Below are 22,700 nucleotides of genomic sequence, written 5' to 3' on the forward strand. Positions count from 1 at the left end.
TGCATGTGTTAAGCACGCCGCCAGCGTTCGTCCTGAGCCAGGATCAAACTCTCCACAAAAAAATTTGCTTAAAAGCGATCCCGACCGAAAAGAACAGACTGACGAGAAAAAGAACAACACCCACCATAAAGAAAGGCATTGTTCTTCGTATCATCCATCATTATTATTTTCAGCCAGAAAATATGTACTACTTAGTTCTGGCATCACGAAAAAAACTATTCAAGTACGCTATTGAGTTCTCAAACAACAGGCACACACCCACACTGGCCAACCCCGACAACCACCCGTGAAACACAGGCAATCACAAGAGGAGTCACCGCGAAGGGATGCTCGATTATGTTCACTGCCGCCGGGATTTCCGGCCCCGCGAACCCGCTGGGCTGTCCTGGCGACAAGAGAAAACATTACACGACCCGCAACCCGGCCGCAAACCGGCTAAGCATGACGCTGCTCACATACTCTGTCCTTATGCCGAAGACCCACCTCAATCCCCCGACACCACTGCGAGAAGCCCTCGCCACCGCTTCGCGCCCGCTTGTCCTCGACGGAGCATCGGGGACCTATCTACAGGACCTGGGGGTCGATGTCTCCAGCGATCTGTGGTCGGCAGCCGTCCTGGACACTGATCCAGAGTTGATCGCCACTATGCACCGCGACTACCTGCGGGCCGGCGCCCGGATCGTGGAGTCTTTGGCCTACCAGGCCTCGGTCCCGGCGTTCGTGAGGGCCGGCTACACCACTTCGCGCGCCGAGGAACTCATGGCCACCTCCTGGCATCTGGCTCAGAACTCGACCCAGGACTATACGCGCAGCACCGGCATCCAGACCTTGGCGGCTTCCGCACTGGGGCCCTATGGCGTCCATCTGGCTGATGGTTCGGAATACACCGGCGCATATTCCATCGCCCGGGAAGCGCTCCACGCATACCATCGGGATCGCGTCGGCCTCCTATACGAAGCCGGCTGCAGACTGTTCGCCTGGGAGACCATCCCCCGTTATGACGAGGCCCTCGTCATAGGCGATGTCATGTCCAACTACCCGGCAGCCGAATGGTGGCTCAGCTGCAGTGGTGGGCCCAACCTGCCCGATGGCGGGAGCCTGGCCTCGCTCACCGGTCGGCTGCTCCACGCCGCCAACCCGCCGGTGGCCGTGGGAGTCAACTGTTGCAGTGCAGCGGTCGTGGCACCGGCCCTGGCCACTGTTCACACCACAGGGCTACCCGGCATCTGCTACCCCAACTCGGGCCATGTCTATTCCGCCGCAACCCAGACGTGGAGTGGCGATGGCTCCGACGATGTCGATCTGGCCGTCCATGCCAGGGCCTGGACGGAGGCGGGAGCCCGCATCATCGGCGGCTGCTGCCGCACCACTCCCGAGGACATCCGGGCGCTGGCGACGGCGATTCAGACCGGTTCCGGCAGCGGTGCGGTCAACGACTCGTAGTCATTGCGAACATTGCCGACGGCCGGATCCACCCGATACCGCAGGATCCGCTCCGGATCGAAACCGTCCATCAACCCTGCGAGCACACCGGGAAGCTCGGCCGCTGAGAGGCTGGGATCGGTCCAGGTGTCCACCTGTCCCCGATCCACCATAATGGGCATACGATCGTGAACATCTGCCAGATGGCCGCGGGCCGGGCAGGTGATGATGCTCGTCGAGACGAGCCAATCCCCGTACACGGCAGGGTCGCCCCGATCCACGGTGTCACTCTCCGTCAGCCGCTTGAACTCGTAGAGACCCGCCATGAACAGCCAGCCGTCGTCGGCTGCATGCATCAACCACGGCTGCTTGCCCGCCAGGGCCTTGCCCACAGGGGCTTCAGCGCCTCCCCGATCTGCGAGAGCCTGCCATTCGTAATAGCCGTTGACGGCGACCACACAGCGCCGGGCGGCAAAGGCCGCGCGGAACATCGGCTTGCTCGCCACGGTCTCCACCCGGGCGTTGAAGGCGCGGAAGCCGATTTTGACGTCCTTGGCCCAGCCGGGCACCAGACCCCAGCGGGCCGAGCGGATCTGGGTGGACAGTTCACCGTCCTCATTCGGTCGGCTGACGATGATCGGCAGGACGGCGCCGGGCGGAACGTTGTACCGCGGGCCGAAGGCATAGGCCTCGTAGACCGCGCCGAGGTCGGCTGCGAGGTCCGCCGGGTCCACCTGCATGTTCAAACGTCCGCACATGCTCCAATCGTGCCACGCCCACCGCAGCCCGTCACTCCACGGCATACAGAACATACAGATCCGTCCCGCACCCGGGTTCTCACCGACCGGCACCGTCGGATCCAATACTCGGATTTAATACACTGAGGCCCATGGCAGAGGATATGGATCCGATTGCGGAATCCCGCAGGCAATGGCTGACCCACGGCTGGGACGAGGCCGCAGACGGAATGACGCTGGTCATTTCCATCATGCGCGTACAGCAACTGTTCCAGGCCCGCATCGATGCTGTTCTCAAACCCCTGCGGCTGACCTTCGCCAGGTTCGAAGTGCTGGCCCTGTTGTCGTTTACACGCAGGGGCAGCCTGCCGATGAACAAAATCACCCAGCGCCTACAGGTCCATGCCACCTCGACGACGAATTCGGTGGACCGTCTGGAGGCCGCCGCCCTGGCCCGCCGGCAGCCGCATCCCACGGATGGACGCACCACGCTAGTCGAGATCACCCCGGCCGGACGCGAACTGGTCGCCCGTGCCGCCGCTGTGCTGAACGCCGAGGTCTTCGCGCACCCGGGTGCCGCACCGCAGGACATCACCACCCTGCTCGATTCGCTCGCGCTCCTGCGCTCCGGGCTCGAGGCCGACCGCGCCTGAGGTCAAGCCCCGACCGGCACGCGCTCGTGCAACCTGTTACTTGGACGTCCTAGTGTTCTGTTAGTCTGTAGTCCAGACCACAGCGGTGTGGTCGGCCAGATGATCGGAGGACCTCCATGGCACACAGCAGCGCGGCATCCCGCCCGTTCGGTTTGGACGAGGACCAACTCGAGCTCGCGGCGATGTGCCGTCAATTCGCAGACGAACAGCTCGCGCCCCATGCACTGGACTGGGACGCCGCCCACCACTTCCCCATCGACGCCATCAAGGCCACGGCGGACCTGGGCATGGGCGGGATCTACGCGGACGAGGAATACGGTGGCTCGGGCCTGGGCCGGATGGACGCGGTCGTCGTATTCGAAGCCCTGTCGACCGCTGACCCGGCGGTCGCCTCGTACATCTCCATCCACAATATGGCCACCTGGATGGTCTCCCGCTACGGTTCCCCCGAACAGAAGGAGAAGTGGCTGACGCGCCTGACATCCTTCGAAGCGCTGGCCAGCTACTGCCTGACCGAACCGAATGCGGGCTCGGACGCCGCCGCGATCGCCTCGACCGCCCGGCGCGACGGTGAGTACTACGTGCTCAACGGCACCAAGCAGTTCATCTCCGGGGCGGGCGAGACCGATGTCTACCTCCTCATGGCGCGCACCGGACAGGCCGGGGCACGCGGCATCTCCAGCTTCCTGATCGACCGCGACACCCCCGGGCTGTCCTTCGGCGCCAATGAGAAGAAGATGGGCTGGCGGGCCCAACCGACCCGCCAGGTCTACCTGGAGAACGTGCGCGTACCGGTGGCCAATCGGCTGGGCGAGGAGGGCCAGGGCTTCAAGATCGCGATGAGCGGGTTGGACGGCGGCCGGCTCAACATCGGCGCGTGCTCCCTGGGCGGAGCGCAGGCCGCGCTCGAACAGGCTGTGGCATATTTGGGCGAGCGCCAGGCCTTCGGACAGGATCTGACGCAGTTCCAGGCCCTGCGCTTCGAGGTCGCCCAGCTGCAGGCCGACCTCGAGGCCGCCAGGTCCCTGCTGTGGCGGGCTGCCAGGGCCTATGACGCAGGGGATCCCGACACCTCCCTGCTGTCGGCCATGGCCAAGCTCAAGGCGACGGATACGGGCTTCGACGTGGCCAACCGGGCGCTGCAGCTGTTGGGCGGTTACGGGTACCTCCAGGAGTACGGGATCGAGAAGATCGTCCGCGATCTGAGAGTGCACCAGATCCTCGAGGGCACCAATGAAATCATGAAGGTGATCATTTCCCGCAAGAGCACAGGAGTAGGTTGATGAGCAACGAAGCCACAACACCGGTCGATCCCACCGTCATCACAACGGTACGGGGCAGACTGGGCCACATCGAACTCAATCGTCCGCGCGCGATCAACGCGCTGAACGAGGAGATGGTCCACCTGGTGGACGAGGCCCTGCGCGCCTGGGCGACCGATGCCGCAATCGATGCCGTGCTGATCACCGGCGCGGGCGAACGCGGACTGTGCGCCGGTGGCGACATCAAGGCCGTCCACGCGGCCATCACGCAGGGCACGAGCGGCGCACTGGACTTCTTCTCCAAGGAGTACCGGATGAACGACCTGATCGCGACCTATCCCAAGCCCTTCATCGCGATCATGGACGGCATCACGATGGGCGGCGGCGTGGGCATCTCGGCCCACGGCAGTGTGCGCATCGTCAGCGATTCGACGAAGATCGCGATGCCGGAGACGGGCATCGGGCTGTTCCCCGATGTGGGCGCGACCTACCTGCTGGCCCGCATGCCCCACCGCGTGGGCCTCTACATGGGCCTGTCGAGCGAGTCGATCGGCGCCGCCGACGCCGTGGCCTACGGCCTGGCCGACTACTATGTGCCGGCCGACCGCCTGGCCGAACTCCAGCAGGCCCTGGCCGCAGACCCCTCCGAGGCGACGGTGCGCCGTTTCGCCGCCGAACCGGGCGCCCCTACCCTGGCCGGCGACCTCGAATGGATCGAGTCCGCGTTCGCGCACGATACCGCCGCCGAGGTCGTGGCCGCCCTGCGCGCCCGCCCCGAGCCCCGCGCACAGGAGGCGGCCGAGGCGATCGCAGCAAAGTCCCCGCGTTCGGTCGAATTGACCCTGCGGATGATCCGGAGTGCTGCCGACATGGACCTGCGCGATGTGCTGGAGCGCGATCTGCGGGTCGCGCTGAACCTGGGCGAGCACCCCGACCTGGTCGAGGGCATCCGCGCGCAGGTCATCGACAAGGACCGCAACCCCTCCTGGAACCCCGCGACCCTGGAGGCCGTGGATCCCGCCGAGATCGAATCCATCCTGACCGACGAACACGAACAGAAGGTCTTCGCATGAGCAGCTATGAAACCATCCTGACCGAATCGGGCGACGGCATCGCGACCATCACGCTGAACCGTCCGGAGGCGCTCAACGCGCTGAACAACCAGATCCTGACCGAGGTCACCTCGGCCGCTGCGGCCTTCGACGCCGATCCGGAGGTCTCAGCGATCATCATCACCGGCGCGGGCCGCGCCTTCGCAGCCGGTGCGGACATCAAGGAGATGGCGGACCTGGGCTTCTCCAAGGCGTTCGTCAACGACTGGTTCGCCGGCTGGCAGCGCCTGACCGATGTGCGCAAGCCCGTGATCGCCGCGGTCAACGGGTTCGCCCTGGGCGGCGGGTGCGAGCTGGCGATGATGTGCGACATCCTCATCGCCAGCACCAAGGCGAAGTTCGGCCAGCCGGAGATCAACCTGGGCGTACTGCCGGGGATGGGCGGCTCGCAGCGCCTGACCCGCGCGATCGGCAAGGCCAAGGCGATGGACCTGTGCCTGACCGGGCGGATGATCGACGCGGCCGAGGCCGAGCGCTCCGGCCTGGCGGCCCGGGTGACGGAACCCGATGACCTGCTGGCGACGGCCAGGGAGGTCGCCGCGACAATCGCCGCCAAGTCGCAGATCGCCTCGGCGATGGTCAAGGAGGCCGTCAACGTGGCCTTCGAGACCAGCCTGCAGGTGGGCCTGGACTATGAACGCCGGCTGTTCCACTCCTCGCTGGCCACGGCTGACCAGACCGAGGGCATGGCCGCGTTCGTCGAGAAGCGCGAAGCGCACTTCACGAACAACTGACACGGTTCCGTTTCGGCGGACCGGCTGGGGCGGGTCCGGATGCGCATCCGGACCCGCCCTTCCTTCACACGAAAAACAGTCAGACTGGACTGTAAACCCATACGGTGCACTACAGTAGGACTGAACGAACGATCATGCAGCCCAAAGGAGACGCTCATGGCCCTACCCGAAATCCTCGACGGCAGACTTTCCCTCCCAGTGATCTGCTCCCCCATGTTCATCGCCTCAGGACCCGAACTGGTCAAGGCCCAGTGCCAGGCCGGACTCGTCGGCTCCTTCCCCACCCTCAATGCCCGCCCGCAGGAGGCCCTGGCCGACTGGCTCGACGACATCTCGGAGTCGAATGCCGCATACGCCGCGACCAATCCGGGAGCTCCCGTGGCACCCTTCGCCACGAACCTCATCGTGCACAGGACCAATAACCGGCTCGAACACGACCTGGGCGTCGTCGTCGACCACAAGGTGCCGATCGTCATCACCTCCCTGGGTGCCAGGGAGGACGTCAACGCGGCCGTCCACTCCTATGGCGGCATCGTCCTGCACGACGTCATCAACAACCGCTTCGCCCACAAGGCCGTCGAGAAGGGCGCCGACGGCCTCATCGCCGTGGCCGCCGGCGCCGGCGGCCACGCGGGCGCCCAGTCCCCCTTCGCCCTGCTGCAGGAGATCCGCAGCTGGTTCGACGGGACCATCGCCCTGTCCGGCGCGATCGGCCACGGCCGCTCCATCCTGGCAGCCCTGGCCGCCGGCGCGGACGCCGCCTATATGGGCTCGGCATTCCTCTCCACCCCCGAGGCGAACGTCGTCGAGGGCTACCGCGACATGGTCGTGTCCTCGGGTGCCGAGGACATCGTCTACTCCAATCTGTTCACCGGGGTGCACGGGAACTACCTGCGCGGGTCGATCAGCCAGGCGGGTCTGAACCCGGACGACCTGCCGCAGTCCGATCCCACCAAGATGACGTTTGCCACCGGGGCCGATGGCAAGACCGCACCCAAGGCCTGGAAGGAGATCTGGGGCTCGGGACAGGGCATCGGCGCGATCACCGAATCGCGTCCGGTGGCCGAACTGGCAGCCGAGCTGAGCGGTCAGTTCGCAGCCGCCCGCGCCGAGCTGGAGACGAAGCTTAACCGCTGGTGAGGCTCCGAGCTCGTTCCACGGGGCCGGGGCCCTGGCCTCAGCCGAGGACCAGGGCCCTTATGACCTCTCCCAGGGACCGCATATAGTCCTCGACCCCGACGCGGTGATCGACCGCTGAGGCATGCCAGTTCGCCCCCACCGCATAGCTCACGGTGCGGGCCGGTCCCACCACCAGGCCGACGTCGACCCTGATCTGGGAGTCGCTGCCCGTCTTGTGGCGGACCAGCAGGGAGCCGTCCGCCTCGAAATGGGCCAAGGGGTCGATGTGGAATCCCCCGGCGACCATCGACACGTCCGTATCGGCCGCCAGATAGTGCAGGACGCGCGCGGACACCTCCGGGGCGACCACAGTGCCTTCCCGCAGCAGCCGCATGAGCCGTGAGAGTTCCCCCGCGGCGCCATAGGACGGGGTCCACGGCAGCTCGGGGGTCCTGGCGTCGCGGATGAAGTCCAACAGCGAGGTCTGTTCCAGTCCCAGCGCCGGCGCCACCGCCCGCACCGCTTCGAGTCCGCAGCGGGCCAGCAGCCCATTGGTCGCCAGATTGTCACTCACCGCACCCACCAGCAGGCAGGCGTCGTCGAGCGTGATCGCCCGGTCGCGGAACAGGTAGAGCAGGCCGGAATCCGCGACCTCGTGTTCGGCGGGCACGTGGAGTCGGTCGGCGGGGTCCAGGCGGCCGTCATGGAACCGGGTGCAGACCTCGATGAGCAGGAAGATCTTGCCCACGCTGGCGGTGCGCAGTGTCCGGTGCTGGTCGTGGGCGAACAGATTGCGGTCCGGCTGCGGGCGAGCGGGTGAAGGCCGGTCGGGTGCGGGCCGATCGGGTGTGGTCCGATCTGCGATCTGGTCGATGCTGATGGACCACTCCAGACCCGAAGCGGCCGGTGGGATGGGGAAGATCGGATGCGAGGGCATATCTGCATGCTATTCGGTTCGCCGCAGCCGCGTCGTGGCCATCCGCGACACTGCGAGGGTGGGTAGGGTAAAGACCATGACACGCCCGGTCATCACCACCCAACGGCTCGAACTGCGGCCGATGACGCCGGCACACCTGCCCTTGCACCGGCAGCTGGACACGGATCCCAAGGTGATGCGGTTTCTGCTGGGCCGTGCGCGGAGCCTTGCGGAGACCGATGAGTTCTGGACGCCGAGGTGCGCCGACACCAGCGCGGATGCCGTAGGCCTCGGCTGGTGGGTCGGGTATGCAGGCGACCGGTTCGTCGGCTGGTGGGACTTGGGCCGCAGCGACTCCGAACCCGGCACGATGCTGGAACCCGAGGCGGTATTGCAACCCGACGAGGCCGAGATCGGCTGGCGAGTGCTGCGCTCGCAATGGGGCCAGGGGTATGCGCCGGAGGGGGCTAGAGCGCTCCTGCAGTACGCCTTCGAAACAGTCGGGCTGCAACGCGTGTGGGCCGAGACGATGGCGGTCAACACCCCGTCGCGGCGGGTCATGGAGAAGATCGGGATGCGCCACATCAAGACCGAGGTCCGGCACTGGGACGATCCGCTACCGGGGGCAGAACTGGGCGAGGTCGTGTATGAGGTCACCCGGGGCGAGCGGGAACCATAGGCGCAACAACGCCGAGGTCTTTACGCGGCACGGGGGCTCGCCTGTAGGTGTGCAGAGATGCCGGCGATCAGAGCGCTCAGACCGAATTCGAACCGCCTATCGTTTTCCGGGTCCCGGTCTCTACGACGGCTATCAGCCTGTTCTTCCAGTACGACTCCGACGGTGTATCGGCTGATCGCGACGAGCGCACTGACTGCGGTCCCCTCGTCGAAGCCCTGCGATACCAGAAGTGCAACCTGCCGGCCCGGCGCATCGTCCGAGGATTCATCGATTGTGTCGCCAGGTCGCCGATGGTGTTCCGCATGCAGCCGTGCGCCATCACGCACCGCGTGCAGTGCGCTTCGGAAGCTCCGCGCATTGCGTTGCAGGAAGGCATCCCATTTCTCCCCTGGTTCCGGAAGCGAACCGTGGTGCTCACGTGCGAGTACGTCCTCGGCGAGCGCTGCAAGGAGCTCTCCCTTGGTGCGGAAGTGCCAGTAGAGTGCGGGCTGCTGCACTTGCAGGTGGCCGGCCAGGGCGCGGGTCGTGAAACCGTCGAGGCCCTTCTCATCGAGCACCAGTTGGGCCCCGTGCAGCACCGCTGTGCTGTCCAAGCGTGTCCGACGTTGTGTCATGTTTGCACTTTATCATTAATAAATTTATCTTAGATAAGGTGACTCATAGCCGATCCCATCGGGGAACCCTGACGACTGTACTCACCACCGCGACTCTGGATGCAGCAGGCGTGGGCCTAGTCATGCCGATCCTTCCCACCCTCTTGGCCCGGATCGGCACGGCCGACGCTGCGGTGCCGTTGCACGTTGGATTACTGACCGCGCTCTATGCCGTCATGCAGTTCATCTGTGCTCCCCTACTAGGCAGACTCTCGGATCGTTACGGACGACGGCCAGTCCTCCTGATCTCACTGGCGGGCGCGACCATCGACTACCTCGTCCTCGCGCTGGCTTCCAGCCTCTGGATTCTCTACCCGGCCCGCGCGATCGCCGGAATCACCGGTGCCACGAATGCAGTCACCGCCACGGTGATCACCGACATCACGCCCACCCATGAACGCGCGAAGCGCTATGGCTGGCTTGGCGCCTGTTACGGCGGGGGCATGATCGCCGGTCCCGCAATCGGCGGTTTCTTCGGCGCGCTCTCACCCCATCTGCCCTTCCTCATCGCAGCGATCCTGACCACCGTCAATCTGCTCCTGAGCCTGACCCTCCTGCAGGAGACACGGCCACAGCCCGGCGACGAAACACAAAACTTTACACCCGCAGCCTCCACACTCACAGCAATACCCGGCATGGCGCTCCTACTCACGGCCTTCGGACTGGTGCAGTTCATCGGTCAGGCCCCAGGATCCACCTGGGTACTGTTCACCCAGCACCGCCTCGCCTGGAATCCCGGCGCGGTCGGCATCTCTTTGTCGGTGTTCGGACTGATACAGGTCATCGTGCAGGCTATGTTGACCGGACCCATCGTCAAGCGAGTCGGTGAAGTGAAAGCCGTCCTCCTCGGAATCGTCACCGATGCCGCAGGCCTGATCGGACTTGTATTCGTAGTCGACGATTGGGCGATGGTACCGATCCTCATGGCCCTTGGCCTGGGCAGCATCACCGTTCCGGCGTTGCAGACGCTGCTCTCCCAGCGCGCCCCAGGACATCGTCAAGGGCGCTTGCAGGGAACCCTGGCGGGGCTCAACAGCCTCTCCTCGATCGTCGGTCCGCTTATCTTCACCAGCATCTTCGCTCTCACCCGCACAGGAGCAGACGGCGGCCTCTGGCTCTGCGCAGTCGTATTTTACCTTCCGTGCACAATCCTCTTCCTGTGCGCTGCGAGGCGGCAGTGAGCACGATCGGGCGAACACCCGGGAGAATGGAGTGATGACCAGACGTACAGTGCCCCTCAACACAGTTCAGCTAGAAGTGCTGAGGTGGGTGAAAAACGGCTGTCCAGGCGATACCTACAACAATAGGTCGCATCGTGTTTCGGCACGTGCTCTACACAACCGGGGTCTGATCGAAGTGCATGGCTCCGGAGCGAACTGGTCGGCCAGGCTAACCGATGACGGCCGCTACTACCTTGAACATGGTCTTTATCCGGACCAGACCTCAGACAACGCAGCCGACACCCCTCAGCAGGCTCCAGCCGCGGAGCCCCAAAGCCTGGAGCCGTCCCCTACACCTCAAGGACCGCCGCCGCGAAAGACCAGAAAGGGCACACCCCGAGCGAAGCAACCGAACAAGACCGAGCAGTTCATGCTCGCGCTCAACGCGGCCGAGGAACATCGGCTTGTTACTGAAAGGAGCGAAGAGGCCCGCTACAGACGTCTCATCACGTTGGCCAAGCACCGAGGTCTGATCCCGGACGGCATGCAGATCACGCTCTCCTGGCCTTCCCCCAATCAGTTGGCCGTGACTCTTGAGCCCCTCCCAGAGTGGCAGACCAGAGTACTTGAGGCCATCACAGTGCCCAGCAGCCTTCACACTCCGAGCGATGTCACTACCACGCTTTCCGAGAGTGACACGTTCCAGGTCGCTGGAGGTCCACGTAAACGCGCGCTGCGTCTGACTGAGGCTTTGGTCATTGCGGCGAGGGAGAGGGATATGTCCGTCAAGGCTGTCCTGAATCAGCCGAGAAATCCGAACAATACCTACCACGATTCGCCACGACGGGACGAGATCGGGTTTTCTATCGACCGTGATAGCTTTAGGCTTTGGTTCACGCAGGAGACGCTCAAAGAGCCCCACGAACCGACGCAGAGAGAGAGATAGTGCGGGTACAGAAAGGGTTCTTGTTCCCCGACTACGATGACGTCCCCGCTGAACAGCTTGGCCTCGTGCTCAGCGGTGACGGTGGGACATTCTGGGCCAGTAGCTGGCGCGACACGGAAGACCACGCGCTGGAAGATGACCTGGCACAAATATTGGAAGAGATCCGCCTGCGCCACGAACGCCAGACCAAGAATCGCAAAGCCGAGCAAGAACGTGCACTCGTTCGCCGTCAGCAGGAGGACGAGGATCGGGTCGTAGCAACAGAGCAGTACCGGGCACAGTTCGTGGTGAATACTATGAAGAGCCAAGCGAAGAAATGGGAAGAAGCAGGCCTCTTACGTCGATACGCGGCGGCAATTCGCGAGGCTGCAGCGCCTTTTGAAGGCCAGCAGCGAGAAGAAGCACTGGCGTGGGCGGAGCAAGTCGAGGCTGAGGCATCCCGGATCGACCCGCTCCCACGCGCAGCGAAGGTCCCAGAGATTCCCGGGCCTTCGTACAGTGACCTTTCACCGTTTATGAAGTCCAGATCGCTCTATAGCTAGTAGCGTTCAGTAACCCCAGCGTCGTGGTCTCGTGACGTACTGAACCGGGATCTCGGAGGGTTTGAGCGGGCGATCAACGACGGGCCGGTAGTTTGCGGGCGTGATTCGTTCTTCCTCATAGGCGCGTATGAGGTAGTCAGTTGCCTGGGAGTGTCCGAGTCGTTTGAGTTCCTCGAAGATGCGGCTGATGAGTTCGTTCAGGCGCCGGTTCTCCGCCTCGGCAGCGCCAAGGCGTTCTTGCAACGTTGCCGCGCGCTGACCGCACCAAGAGCGGAGCAACTCATGAACGGGCCGGCTGTGCTCCAGGTACCACTGGTACTCCCACTCCGGTGACGTCGTGTAGGCGTGCTTGTCGTAGCTGACAGCAGCACATCCGTTTGCGCTCTTCTCCCGGCAATCTTTCTCGTCCTCCAGCACCCAGTCGAGGATAGGCATCGGGTTTATCCGGCAAGCGCACTCAGCGATCGCGAGCGTTCCGTCGGCCGAGAGCATAACGTCTCCGTCCAGATCGAAGCCCTCGTTCTGAGCGAGCAAATCGTCAACCGTGATCCCTATCAGCTCGTGCAACGCGTCCCGCTGGTGAATACGGGTGGCGTACCGGACAGGCGACCACTCGCATTCCGCGACTTCTTCGGGGATCAGAAGGTCGAAAACTTGATCAGCTGCCGCCTGCTCAGAGTCGGTGAGCTCCCCATGGTCGATACGTTCCCAGTTCGCCATGAGTTCGTCATAAGCCGCGACGTCGGACCAGTCGCCGCGGAGGCGGCCACCGGGCACGTTCTCTTGGGTGCCAGCTTTATCGTTGTCAAGGAATTCGACTACATAGCGAGGCGTCCTCTTGCGCGTATCGATTTCAATGACCTTGACGTGCTCCGAGGCGGAGTAGTCACGCAGGCGATAGATTAGCTCATCTCCGACATCTGGCACGGCCACTCCTCGCTCTCGACCCTCTCCATTGTCTTGCACCTCGAAAGTCGGCTATCTGCCCACTCAAACTAGAATCCACGTAACAACAGTTCCACCGTTTTCTTGACAGTCCCTGGGCAAGGTGCGTTTGCGCCCCCGACGTGCCCCACTGAACGGCTACTTGTAGTCATCACTGTCCTCCTCTGGCTGTTGAGAGAAGGCACGAAAAGAGGCCCGGACCGCACAGATTCCTGCGGGTCCGGGCCTCCGACCAGCCCTGAAGGGCTTCGGGCTAGATCCGGGACTCTAGAAGTCCCAGTCCTCGTCTTCGGTGTTGACGGCCTTGCCGATGACGTAGCTGGAGCCGGAACCAGAGAAGAAGTCGTGGTTCTCATCCGCGTTGGGGCTCAGCGCCGACAGGATCGCCGGGTTCACATCGGTCACCGCCGCCGGGAACATGGCCTCGTAGCCCAGGTTCATCAGCGCCTTGTTCGCGTTGTAGTGCAGGAACTTCTTGACGTCCTCGCTCAGGCCCACGCCGTCGTACAGGTCGTGGGTGTACTGGACCTCGTTCTCGTACAGCTCGAACAGCAGGTTGAACGTGTAGTCCTTCAGTTCCTGCTTGCGCGCCTCCGACTCCAGTTCCAGGCCCCGCTGGTACTTGTAGCCGATGTAGTAGCCGTGCACGGCCTCGTCGCGGATGATCAGGCGGATCAGATCCGCCGTGTTCGTCAGCTTCGCGTGGCTCGACCAGTACATGGGCAGGTAGAAGCCGGAGTAGAACAGGAAGGACTCCAACAGGGTCGAGGCGACCTTGCGCTTGAGCGGATCGTCGCCCCGGTAGTAGTCCAGCACGATCTTCGCCTTGCGCTGCAGGTTCTGGTTCTCCGTCGACCAGCGGAAGGCCTCGTCGATCTGCTTCGTGTTCGACAGGGTGGAGAAGATCGAGGAGTACGACTTCGCGTGCACGCTCTCCATGAACGCGATGTTCGTGTAGACGGCCTCCTCGTGCGGGGTCAGGGCGTCGGGGATCAGAGAGACCGCGCCCACGGTGCCCTGGATCGTGTCCAGCAACGTCAGGCCGGTGAAGACGCGCATCGTCAGCGTCTTCTCATCTTCCGTCAGCGTCGCCCAGGACTGCACGTCATTGCTCAGCGGCACCTTCTCCGGCAGCCAGAAGTTGGCCGTCAGCCGATCCCACACCTCGGAGTCGACATCGTCCTGGATCCGGTTCCAGTTGATCGCGTCGACGTGCGACACGAGAGTGAGCTTCTCGCCCGAAATCATTTATCCACCCAGTTATTCGTAACAGACAGTTGTGTGATGTGTACGGTCACAGCATGCAGGATACGCAGCCATCGACCTCCGTGCCGGCCAGGGCCAGCTGGCGGATGCGGATGTAGTAGATCGTCTTGATGCCCTTGCGCCACGCGTAGATCTGCGCCTTGTTGATGTCACGGGTTGTGGCGGTGTCCTTGAAGAACAGCGTCAGCGACAGGCCCTGGTCGACGTGCTGCGTCGCCTCGGCGTAGGTGTCGATGATCTTCTCGTAGCCGATCTCGTAAGCGTCCTGGTAGTACTCCAGGTTGTCGTTGTCCATGAACGGCGCGGGGTAGTACACGCGGCCGATCTTGCCCTCCTTGCGGATCTCGATCCGGCTGGCGACCGGGTGGATCGAGGAGGTGGAGTTGTTGATGTAGGAGATCGAGCCCGTCGGCGGCACAGCCTGCAGGTTCTGGTTGTAGATGCCGTGTTCGGCGACCTGCGCCTTGAGTTCGCGCCAGTCGTCCTGGGTCGGGATGTGGATCCCGGCCTCGGCGAAGATGCCGGCGACCTTGTCGGTGCGCGGCTCCCACACCCCGTCGATGTACTTGTCGAAGTATTCCCCGCTGGCGTACTTCGAGCGCTCGAAGCCGTCGAAGGTCCGGCCGCGTTCCTTCGCGATCTCCATGGACGCCCGCACCGCGTGGAAGGCCACGGTGTAGAAGTACATGTTCGTGAAGTCCAGGCCCTCATCGGAGCCGTAGTGGATCCGTTCGCGGGCCAGGTAGCCGTGCAGGTTCATCTGCCCCAGGCCGATCGCGTGCGACATGTCGTTGCCGCGTTCGATCGACGGCACCGAGGTGATGTGCGAGGCTTCGGAGACCGCGGTGAGTCCGCGGATCGCCGTTTCGACGGTCCGTCCGAAGTCATCGGAGTCCATCGTCAGGGCGATGTTGAGCGAACCCAGGTTGCAGGAGATGTCCTTGCCGATCTGGGCGTAGCTCAGGTCGTCGTTGTAGGTGCTGGGATCGGAGACCTGCAGGATCTCCGAGCACAGGTTCGACATGGTGATCTTGCCGTCGATCGGATTGGCCCGGTTCACGGTGTCCTCGAACATGATGTACGGGTAGCCGGACTCGAACTGGATCTCCGCCAGAGTCTGGAAGAATTCGCGCGCGTTGATCTTCTTCTTGTGGATCGCCGCGTTGTCGACCATCTTGTAGTACTCGTCGGTCACGCAGACTTCCGTGAACGGCTTGCCGTAGACCTGCTGCACGTCGTACGGGCTGAACAGGTACATGTCCTCATTGCGCTTGGCCAGCTGGAAGGTGATGTCGGGGATGACCACGCCCAGGCTCAGTGTCTTGATCCGGATCTTCTCATCCGCGTTCTCCCGCTTGGTGTCGAGGAACTTGTAGATGTCCGGGTGGTGCGCGTTGAGGTACACGGCACCTGCGCCCTGCCTGGCGCCCAGCTGGTTGGCGTAGGAGAACGAGTCCTCCAGCAGCTTCATGATCGGGATGACGCCGGAGGACTGGTTCTCGATCTTCTTGATCGGGGCACCGGATTCGCGGATGTTCGTCAGGCTGAAGGCCACGCCGCCACCGCGCTTGGACAGCTGCAGGGCGGAGTTGATCGAGCGGCCGATCGACTCCATATTGTCCTCGATGCGCAGCAGGAAGCAGGAGACGAGTTCGCCGCGCTGCTTCTTGCCCGCGTTGAGGAAGGTCGGGGTGGCCGGCTGGAAGCGCCCGGAGATGATCTCCTCGACCAGCTGGCTTGCCAGCACCTCGTCGCCGGCGGCCAGGAACAGCGCGACCATGACCACGCGGTCCTCGAAGCGCTCCAGGTAGCGCTTGCCGTCGAAGGTCTTCAGCGTATAGGAGGTGTAGAACTTGAAGGCGCCCAGGAAGGTCTGGAAGCGGAACTTCTTCTTGTACGCCTGCTTGGACAGCCGGGAGATGAACTCGAAGGAGTACTGGTCGAGCACTTCGCGCTCGTAGTAGTCGTGTTCGACCAGGTACTTCAGCTTCTCCTCGAGGTCGTGGAAGAAGACGGTGTTGTTGTTGACGTGCTGCAGGAAGTACTGGCGGGCAGCCTGCTTATCGCGTTCGAACTGGATCCGTCCGTCGGCGTCGTAGAGGTTGAGCATGGCATTGAGCGCATGGTAGTCGAGATCCGTGTCCTCGCGGATGACGGCCTCTAGATCTCGCTTCTCTGCTGTCGTTGACACAGTTCTTCCAACCCTTCGTCGACTTTAGCCACGTCCTCCGGGGTGCCCAGGAGTTCGAACCGGTAGAGCACGGGGACGTTGCACTTGGCTGCCACCAGGTCGGCGGCGCGGCAATAATTCTGGCCGAAATTCGTGTTCCCAGCCCCGATCACACCGAGCAGATTGGTGCGATTGGCCTTCGCGGTGGCGAGGAACTTCTTGACCTGTTTCGGAACGGATCCCCGGTTGGGCCCGGCCCCGTAGGTCGGGGTGATGAGCACGTACGGTTCGTCGATCTCCGGCATCTCATCACGCGTCAGCAAGGGCAAACGCTGCGTGGGGTGCCGGAGTTTGCGGGCGAACTTGTGCGTGTACTCGGAGCTACTGGAGTAGTAGACGACGAGCATCTCAGGCCACGCTGGGCGCTTCCGTCTCGGACGCCAGGGCCGAGATCTTATCGGGACGGAAGCCCGACCAGTGATCGTCGTCGGTGACGACGACTGGTGCCTGCATGTAGCCCATGGCCTTGACGATGTCCAGGGCCTGCGCATCCTGGCTCAGGTCGACCGAACGGTATTCGATTCCACGCGCATCCAGCGCCCGGTACGTCGCATTGCACTGGACGCAGGACGGCTTGGTGTAGACGGTGACCATAATCGGGTTTCCTCCAACATTCGGGCGTGTATCTGCAGGTCACAGGATCCGCGTCCCCGCAAGTTCCCAGCCCCTGGGATAACGGAGCCGGTGCGGAATTCGGGTAGTAGGGGCTTCACCCCGACAACCACTAGATCTTGTGTTCAAGAGAAGACGATACCCCTACATAGGCCGATTTTCCAGTGCGATTTCAACCGGCCAGGCCCTATCACACCACCCCCTGTGCATAGCTGTGCACAGGGGGTGGACAGCAGGATTCACAGGGTGGCTTGAGCCCTCCCCCGCGTCCCAGAAGCCGCCTTCCGCGGTTTCTCGCGGATCGCTCAACACACGTCTTCCGGTACCGATTCGCGGGAATGAATCACATATCGAACGAATGCGGAGTTTTCCACAGGATGCGTACACCGTTCCGGGTCCACGTCGCTCTTCTCACAGCGTCTGAATTTGCATTCAGAGCGGGCTGGGTTATGGCTCCGACTGCGCGCCTTCGGTACCCCGCCTGGCCCGCGCCCGAGCCTCGGCCAGCGCTGTGAAGGCCAGCACCAGGGTGCGTGCGGCCGCTTCGGTGGCAGGCTGCTCCACCTGGGCCCTGGCGATGAGTGCGTCCTTGTCGAAGCCCAAGGCCGCCAGGGACTCGGCATTCCACCGCCCCATCGCGTCCGGGCCCTCGTGTTCCGGATGGAACTGCACACCCCATGCCCTCTCGCCGATGCGGAAGGCCTGAAAGTCCAGCACCGCACTGCCGGCGAGCACCACCGCGTCCTGCGGCAGGGAGGTGATCCGGTCGACATGACTCTCGATGAACCGGGTGGTGCGCGGCAGGTCCCGAAACAGCGGGTCGGATGCTGCGGCCTCGGTCATGGTGATGGGCGTGGAGCCCTTCTCCGGAGCACCGGTGGCAGCTGCGACCCTGCCGCCTGCGACCTGGGCCAGCAACTGGCAGCCCAGGCAGATGCCCAGCAACGGGATGCCGTCGGCCAGGCAGCGGTCCACCAGGCCGGCCTCGTGGACCAGCCAGGGTGCGCGAGCCGTGTCATCGGGCATGAAACCGCCGCCCAGGGCGATCATGCCGTCGTAGGCGTCCAGTTCGTCCACCGCGGGAAGAGTTCCGTGCGCGCCGAAGCGCACATCGAACTCGACCCCGGCGGCCACCAGCCAGCCGGCCAGGTGCCCGGGACCCGACTCGGGGTCGTTGACCACGACGAGCAGGCGCGCAGCCGGGCTCGGAACCGGGGAATCAGGCATCCGCGGCCTCGTCCCGGGCCCCGAACTCGGCCAGATACGCCGGATCGTGGGCTTCGAGGACGCGCAGCAGGTTCAGTCCGCCGATCCCGTCGAGTTCGGCCTCGCTCCAGCCCCGCGAGCGCAGCTCGGTGAACAGGGCCTGGTACTTCCCCGCGTTCTCCAAGCCGGTGGGCATGGAGTCGGTGCCGCACAGATCGGCGCCGAGTGCCAGGTACTGCGCGCCGATCCGGTTGCGCACCCAGTCGCAGTGGTCTGCGACCTGGGCGACGGTCACCTCGGGTTCGGGCCCGGTGGAGCCGCCCTGTGCCCAGGCGTGGCGTTCGGCGGACACGAAGGCCGGCACGAAGGTGATGCCCAGGACCCCGCCGTTGGCCGGCAGGCGGTCGATGACGTCGGTGGGGACGTTGCGCGGGTGCGGGTTGATGTCCGCGACGCAGGAGTGGGTGAAGACCACGGGCAGCTGCGTCTGATCGAGCACCTGGTGCATGACGTCGGCGGAGACGTGGGACAGGTCGGGGATCATCCCGATCCGGTCCATCTCCGCCACGACCTGCTTGCCGAACTCGCTGAGTCCGTGGTGGATGGGTTCGTCGGTGGCCGAATCGGCCCAGCTGTGGGTGGTCGACCAGGCCAGGGTCATATAGCGCACACCCAGGCGGGCGTAGGCGCGCAGCACGCCCAGGGATTCGTCGATCTGCTGTCCGCCCTCGGCACCCATCAGCGAGGCGGTGCGGCCGCTGCCCCAGACCGCGCGGATGTCAGCGGCGGTGGGTGTGTAGACCAGCCGGTCGGGGTGGGCGGCGATGATCCGGTGGACCATGTCGATCTGTTCGAGCGTGGCGGTCACGGCGGCGGGCCCGGAGATCGCGGAGTCGACGTAGACCGACCAGAATTGGGCGGCCACTTCGCCTTCGCGCAGCTGGTCCAGGGTGGTCATCGGCACGGCCTGCGGGTCGTTGACCGGGGCGATATCGCTATCGCATTCCTCCCGCAGATACCAGGCCAGATCGTTGTGTCCGTCGAATACCAGGGTCATGGGTCTCCTGTCAGAGGGTCTATCGGTGCAGAGGGTCTATCGGCGCGGGCGCGGCTCGCGGTGCCGGACGGCCGCGAGGCGGCCAGGACACCGGGAGTCCAGCCTAGTCCCTGGCGCATTTCGGCTGTGTTCCGGGCCACGCGGCGGGTACCCGGCCGGTGGCCTCGAGCTCTCCGGCCAGGTACTTCGCGACGGCCGCCATGGCGTGTGGGTTGTCCGAATACGTGGCCAGCACGGTGCGTGCCCCGGCCGGGGCCTTCTTCCACGGCGCACCGGTGTTGACGACCACCCGCGCCGAGGTCCCCGTCCCCAGGGCAACGCTCGTCGTGCCGGACCCGGCGGATTCGCGCACGCTCAGGCCTACGGCCCTGGCGGCCCTGGTCAGGGCTTTGCGCGCGGGTTCCTCTCCCCCGACGATGTGGATCGCCTTGGCGGGCTTCGCCACGGTGCACGCACCCTTGAGGACGCTCAGGGATTTCTCCGACAGTCCTGTCAGCGCGGTGTCCGCCGCTTTGGTCGCGGCCCTGGCATCGCCGTGGTCGGGTGCCTGGGCGGCGGCACGGTCCTGCCACAGCTGCATGGCGACGACCCGCCCGGCGGCTTCGGTGATGCGTTTCTTCGAGATGTCACCGGAGTCGATCGCCTGGGTCAGGGCCTTGATCGCCGCGGTCGTGTCGGCCGGCATGAGCGCCAGGTCGGCACCTGCGCGGATGGCCTTGACGGTCTCCTGTCCCGCCGGCTCCTTGATCGCGCCCATGTTCAGGGCATCGGTCACCGCGACCCCGTCGAAGCCCTGGGCGCGCAGGGCCTTGTACACGGCGGGGCTAAGCGAGGCGGGCACGTCCGTGTTGCCCGGCAGGCCGATGTGGCCGACCATCGTCATCGGCACGCCCGCTTCATCGGCCGCGGTGAAGGGCACCAGGTCCAGCTTCTTCATCTGCTTGATGGATTTCTTCGACACGGGCAGTTCCGAGTGGGAGTCGACGGTCAGGGCGCCGTGGCCCGGGAAGTGCTTGGCGCTCGAGGCCACGCCCGCGGTGTTGTAGCCGGTGATCGCGGCTGCCACCGTCTTTCCCACCGCCTTCGGGTCGTCGCCGGCCGAGCGGATGTTGATCGTGGGGTCCGCCGCGCCGATCGTGACGTCCGCGTCGGGGGCGAAGTCGGCGGTGAAGCCGAGTTCGCGCAGTTCGCCACCCTGGCCGGAGTAGGCCGCCGTGATGGTCTTCGCGTCCCGCGCGGCCCCTGCGGCCATGAGCGGCGGGTAGCCGGTCGCGGCGTCCTTCAGCCGGGCGACCGGACCGCCCTCCTGATCGACGCCGATGAATACCGGCCAGGCGCGGTCTCCGCGGGCCTCGCCGATCGTTCTCGTGGTCGTGCGCACGGCATCCGCAGTGGGGGTCTGGGGCAGGTTGTAGCCCATCACGATGGCCCCGGCCAGGTGGTTCTTCTCCACCAGATCCTGCGCGGTCTGCGGATCGGTGCCGTCGTATTGGGCGATGACGACGGAGCCGGCGAGCTCTGCCGTGTCCATGTCCGCGACGATCTGTTGGGCCCGGTTCCGGTCCTTCGCGGATACTCCGGCGGCGGCCGGCGCCCCGGGCTTGGCCGAGGCGGCGGTTTCCGCCCCTCCGCCGGCCCGTGTGGACTGCTGTGCAGGGGCCGAGGTCTCAGCCGGTTGGGGTGCACCACCCGAGCCGGAGCACCCAGCAAGGGCCAGAAGGGATGTCAGGGCGAGGATCGCGGTCTTTCGCATCCCTTAATGCTAACGATCTTCGGTACGGCCCACACCAGGGTGACCATGACGAACAGCTCCACCAGCGTCTGAGTAACCACGACGACCGGTGTCAGGGCGTGGCCGGTGGCCAGCGCCAGTGGCAGCACGACCAGGGAGTTCCGCGTCACTCCACTGAACAGCAGGGCCCGCCGGGCGGGCACATCGATCCGGTCCCCGTCGGGCAGGCCCACGGCCCAGCCCAGTGCGGTCATGCAGACTGCGAAGAGGACGAAGACCAGCGCGGCTGTGGCCAGCGCCCGCAGATGGGCCACCACCCCGCTGATCTGCGAGGCGACCACCAGGGCGAGCACCACCATCATGATGGGCACCATGAGACCGGACATGGCACCGTGCAGGTAGCGCGCCCAGCGGAGGCGGCGCTCCAGGGCCTGGACTGTTAGGGCCGCCACCAGGGGAAGCAGGATCAAGGTGACGAAGGCCTCGACGAAGGGAGCCGGGTGCAGGCCGGCCAGGGCCGAGGGGCCGGCGAAGAGCCACAGGTAACCCGGCAACAGCAGCGCCTGGGCGCACATGAGCAGAGGGGTGGCGGCCAGCAGCCGATCGGCTGCGCCCCCTGCCAGCCCGGTGAACACGATGACGTAGTCCACGCAGGGGCACAGCAGGACCAGGAGCACTCCCAGCAGCAGGGCCGCGTCGCCGGCGACGAATCGGGACAGGCAGAAGACGATCACGGGTGCGGCCAGGAAGTTCAGCAGCCCCAGGCGCAGCAGGAAGCGCCAATCGCGCAGGGCGCCGGCCAGTCGGGCGAACGGCACGCCCCGGAAGGTCGAGAAGAGCAATAAGCCCAGGGTGGGGTTCACTCCCGCGGCCAGGCCCGCCGCTGCCGGCCACGGGAGTGCCAGGCCGAGGCCGGCGCCGAACGCCAGGGCCGCCAGGTACAGCGACACCTGCCGGCGTTCGGCCCAGGCCACGAGTCCTCCACGGCGCGTGGACGCACCGGGACCCGCCGTGGACCCAGCCGGGGCCGAGGCCTCGTCAGCCAAGGGTGCGGGCGAGCTCTTCCGCCCGGCTCCGCGCCCGCACCGTCGCCGCCGCGCGCAGTTCACCGGCCAGGGCCGGATCGAGTTCGGGCAGCAGGTCCGCCAGGGTGCGGTCGACCGCGATCGATTCCACCGCCATGCCCATGGCCCCGCCCAGCAGGACGTCGAAAACGGGCAGGATGTGATCGTGGGACGCGAGGAACGCAGGGTCGTCGTAGGCGGCGCCCCGGGTGGTGATGACGATGACGGGCTTGCCGGCCAAGGGGCCCTCGGTAGCGACATCGGCAGTGGTGCGGCCGGGCACGTGCAGGTAGTCCAACCAGGCCTTCAGGGGCGAGGGCAGGGAGTAGTTGTACATGGGGGCGCCGATGACCACCGCGTCAGCCGCCTCCAGTTCCGCGATGAGCTCGTCCTGCAGGGCCGCGGCGGGGTCGTCGGCGGCGATACCGGGGCGGTGGGCGAAGTGGAGCGCGAATTCCGGCAGGTGCGGCAGATTCTGGGCGGCCACATCGCGGTGGACCACGGAACCGCCTGCGGCCTGCCAGGATGCGGCGAAGGCCCCGGTGAGTTCACGGGAGACGGAATCGGGGTTGATGGACGAATCGATACGCAGAAGTTTCGGCATGTGATCAAGCCTACGACGGATGGGCCCGAGTTCTGACACCGCTGCGAAT

23 protein-coding genes and 1 rRNA gene are annotated in these 22,700 nt (G+C 65.0%); 10 read left to right on the plus strand and 14 right to left on the minus strand.

What is annotated here, in order from left to right; all coding sequences use genetic code 11:
- Positions 1-59: ribosomal RNA gene (locus NQ036_RS03325) — 16S ribosomal RNA — on the minus strand; the annotation flags it as partial.
- A gap of 409 nt (positions 60-468) precedes the next feature.
- Between NQ036_RS03325 and mmuM the strand changes: the two genes are divergently transcribed.
- Positions 469-1,443 carry a homocysteine S-methyltransferase gene (gene mmuM / locus NQ036_RS03330; RefSeq protein WP_257057105.1) on the plus strand — a complete coding sequence of 325 codons (975 nt, stop codon included), beginning with the start codon at positions 469-471 and terminating at the stop codon, positions 1,441-1,443.
- On the opposite strand, the gene NQ036_RS03335 is transcribed toward mmuM, so the two are convergent.
- Entirely contained in the window at positions 1,404-2,180 is a 777-nt protein-coding gene (locus NQ036_RS03335) for an SOS response-associated peptidase (RefSeq protein WP_257057106.1), read from the minus strand. The genes mmuM and NQ036_RS03335 overlap by 40 nt on opposite strands.
- Before the next feature lie 131 nt (positions 2,181-2,311).
- Between NQ036_RS03335 and NQ036_RS03340 the strand changes: the two genes are divergently transcribed.
- From NQ036_RS03340 to NQ036_RS03360, 5 genes are all read left to right on the plus strand, one after another.
- Positions 2,312-2,812, plus strand: coding sequence for a MarR family winged helix-turn-helix transcriptional regulator (locus NQ036_RS03340; RefSeq protein WP_257057108.1), 501 nt, complete (start codon positions 2,312-2,314; stop codon positions 2,810-2,812).
- Between the two features lie 116 nt (positions 2,813-2,928).
- On the plus strand, positions 2,929-4,095 hold the full coding sequence (locus NQ036_RS03345) for an acyl-CoA dehydrogenase family protein (RefSeq protein ID WP_257057109.1): 1,167 nt from the start codon (positions 2,929-2,931) through the stop codon (positions 4,093-4,095).
- Entirely contained in the window at positions 4,095-5,147 is a 1,053-nt protein-coding gene (locus tag NQ036_RS03350; protein ID WP_257057110.1) for an enoyl-CoA hydratase/isomerase family protein, read from the plus strand. The genes NQ036_RS03345 and NQ036_RS03350 overlap by 1 nt, the downstream gene beginning before the upstream one ends.
- On the plus strand, positions 5,144-5,920 hold the full coding sequence (locus NQ036_RS03355; protein ID WP_257057112.1) for an enoyl-CoA hydratase: 777 nt from the start codon (positions 5,144-5,146) through the stop codon (positions 5,918-5,920). The genes NQ036_RS03350 and NQ036_RS03355 overlap by 4 nt, the downstream gene beginning before the upstream one ends.
- Positions 5,921-6,076: 156 nt before the next feature.
- Complete coding sequence (locus NQ036_RS03360) at positions 6,077-7,060, plus strand: nitronate monooxygenase family protein (RefSeq protein ID WP_257057114.1); 984 nt, start codon at positions 6,077-6,079, stop codon at positions 7,058-7,060.
- Positions 7,061-7,097: 37 nt separating this feature from the next.
- Here the strand turns inward: NQ036_RS03360 and NQ036_RS03365 are convergent, their stop codons facing one another.
- Positions 7,098-7,976: a serine hydrolase gene (locus NQ036_RS03365; protein WP_257057116.1), complete on the minus strand. Its 879-nt coding sequence runs from the start codon at positions 7,974-7,976 to the stop codon at positions 7,098-7,100.
- Between the two features lie 76 nt (positions 7,977-8,052).
- Here NQ036_RS03365 and NQ036_RS03370 point away from each other — a divergent pair, with 76 nt between their 5' ends.
- Positions 8,053-8,634, plus strand: coding sequence for a GNAT family N-acetyltransferase (locus tag NQ036_RS03370; protein WP_257057117.1), 582 nt, complete (start codon positions 8,053-8,055; stop codon positions 8,632-8,634).
- Positions 8,635-8,654: 20 nt separating this feature from the next.
- On the opposite strand, the gene NQ036_RS03375 is transcribed toward NQ036_RS03370, so the two are convergent.
- Complete coding sequence (locus NQ036_RS03375; protein WP_257057118.1) at positions 8,655-9,248, minus strand: TetR/AcrR family transcriptional regulator C-terminal domain-containing protein; 594 nt, start codon at positions 9,246-9,248, stop codon at positions 8,655-8,657.
- 68 nt (positions 9,249-9,316) lie between these two features.
- On the opposite strand from NQ036_RS03375, the gene tet reads away from it, so the two are divergent.
- From tet to NQ036_RS03390, 3 genes are read left to right on the plus strand one after another with little or no spacing between them, the layout of a single operon-like run.
- Positions 9,317-10,468 carry a Tet(A)/Tet(B)/Tet(C) family tetracycline efflux MFS transporter gene (tet, locus tag NQ036_RS03380; RefSeq protein WP_306439922.1) on the plus strand — a complete coding sequence of 384 codons (1,152 nt, stop codon included), beginning with the start codon at positions 9,317-9,319 and terminating at the stop codon, positions 10,466-10,468.
- A gap of 34 nt (positions 10,469-10,502) precedes the next feature.
- A complete protein-coding gene (locus NQ036_RS03385; RefSeq protein WP_257057119.1) occupies positions 10,503-11,393 on the plus strand; it encodes a hypothetical protein in 891 nt (296 codons plus the stop codon).
- A gap of 20 nt (positions 11,394-11,413) precedes the next feature.
- Positions 11,414-11,935, plus strand: a complete 522-nt coding sequence (locus NQ036_RS03390) for a hypothetical protein (RefSeq protein WP_257057121.1) — start codon at positions 11,414-11,416, stop codon at positions 11,933-11,935.
- Between the two features lie 6 nt (positions 11,936-11,941).
- On the opposite strand, the gene NQ036_RS03395 is transcribed toward NQ036_RS03390, so the two are convergent.
- From NQ036_RS03395 to NQ036_RS03440, 10 genes are all read right to left on the minus strand, one after another.
- Positions 11,942-12,862 (minus strand): hypothetical protein, encoded by a 921-nt coding sequence (locus tag NQ036_RS03395; protein ID WP_257057122.1) that lies wholly within the window; start codon positions 12,860-12,862, stop codon positions 11,942-11,944.
- Between the two features lie 285 nt (positions 12,863-13,147).
- Positions 13,148-14,128 carry a class 1b ribonucleoside-diphosphate reductase subunit beta gene (gene nrdF / locus NQ036_RS03400; RefSeq protein WP_257047109.1) on the minus strand — a complete coding sequence of 327 codons (981 nt, stop codon included), beginning with the start codon at positions 14,126-14,128 and terminating at the stop codon, positions 13,148-13,150.
- A gap of 46 nt (positions 14,129-14,174) precedes the next feature.
- Positions 14,175-16,337: a class 1b ribonucleoside-diphosphate reductase subunit alpha gene (gene nrdE / locus NQ036_RS03405; protein WP_257057123.1), complete on the minus strand. Its 2,163-nt coding sequence runs from the start codon at positions 16,335-16,337 to the stop codon at positions 14,175-14,177.
- On the minus strand, positions 16,307-16,723 hold the full coding sequence (gene nrdI / locus NQ036_RS03410; protein ID WP_257047107.1) for a class Ib ribonucleoside-diphosphate reductase assembly flavoprotein NrdI: 417 nt from the start codon (positions 16,721-16,723) through the stop codon (positions 16,307-16,309). Before nrdI ends, nrdE begins: the two co-directional genes overlap by 31 nt.
- Position 16,724: 1 nt before the next feature.
- The gene (gene nrdH / locus NQ036_RS03415) at positions 16,725-16,973 is read right to left on the minus strand and encodes a glutaredoxin-like protein NrdH (protein WP_257047133.1); all 249 of its coding nucleotides are present in this window, start codon (positions 16,971-16,973) and stop codon (positions 16,725-16,727) included.
- A 462-nt stretch (positions 16,974-17,435) separates the two neighbouring features.
- Complete coding sequence (locus NQ036_RS03420; protein WP_257057124.1) at positions 17,436-18,215, minus strand: type 1 glutamine amidotransferase; 780 nt, start codon at positions 18,213-18,215, stop codon at positions 17,436-17,438.
- On the minus strand, positions 18,208-19,251 hold the full coding sequence (locus NQ036_RS03425) for a dipeptidase (RefSeq protein ID WP_257057125.1): 1,044 nt from the start codon (positions 19,249-19,251) through the stop codon (positions 18,208-18,210). Before NQ036_RS03425 ends, NQ036_RS03420 begins: the two co-directional genes overlap by 8 nt.
- Before the next feature lie 103 nt (positions 19,252-19,354).
- Positions 19,355-21,004, minus strand: coding sequence for a glycoside hydrolase family 3 N-terminal domain-containing protein (locus NQ036_RS03430; protein WP_257057126.1), 1,650 nt, complete (start codon positions 21,002-21,004; stop codon positions 19,355-19,357).
- On the minus strand, positions 20,977-22,029 hold the full coding sequence (locus NQ036_RS03435; RefSeq protein ID WP_306439918.1) for an arsenic resistance protein: 1,053 nt from the start codon (positions 22,027-22,029) through the stop codon (positions 20,977-20,979). Before NQ036_RS03435 ends, NQ036_RS03430 begins: the two co-directional genes overlap by 28 nt.
- Positions 22,022-22,651, minus strand: a complete 630-nt coding sequence (locus NQ036_RS03440; protein WP_257047103.1) for an FMN-dependent NADH-azoreductase — start codon at positions 22,649-22,651, stop codon at positions 22,022-22,024. The genes NQ036_RS03435 and NQ036_RS03440 overlap by 8 nt, the downstream gene beginning before the upstream one ends.
- Positions 22,652-22,700: the final 49 nt, after the last annotated feature.

The organism is Brevibacterium sp. 91QC2O2, assembly GCF_024580695.1.
Lineage (GTDB): Bacteria > Actinomycetota > Actinomycetes > Actinomycetales > Brevibacteriaceae > Brevibacterium > Brevibacterium moorei.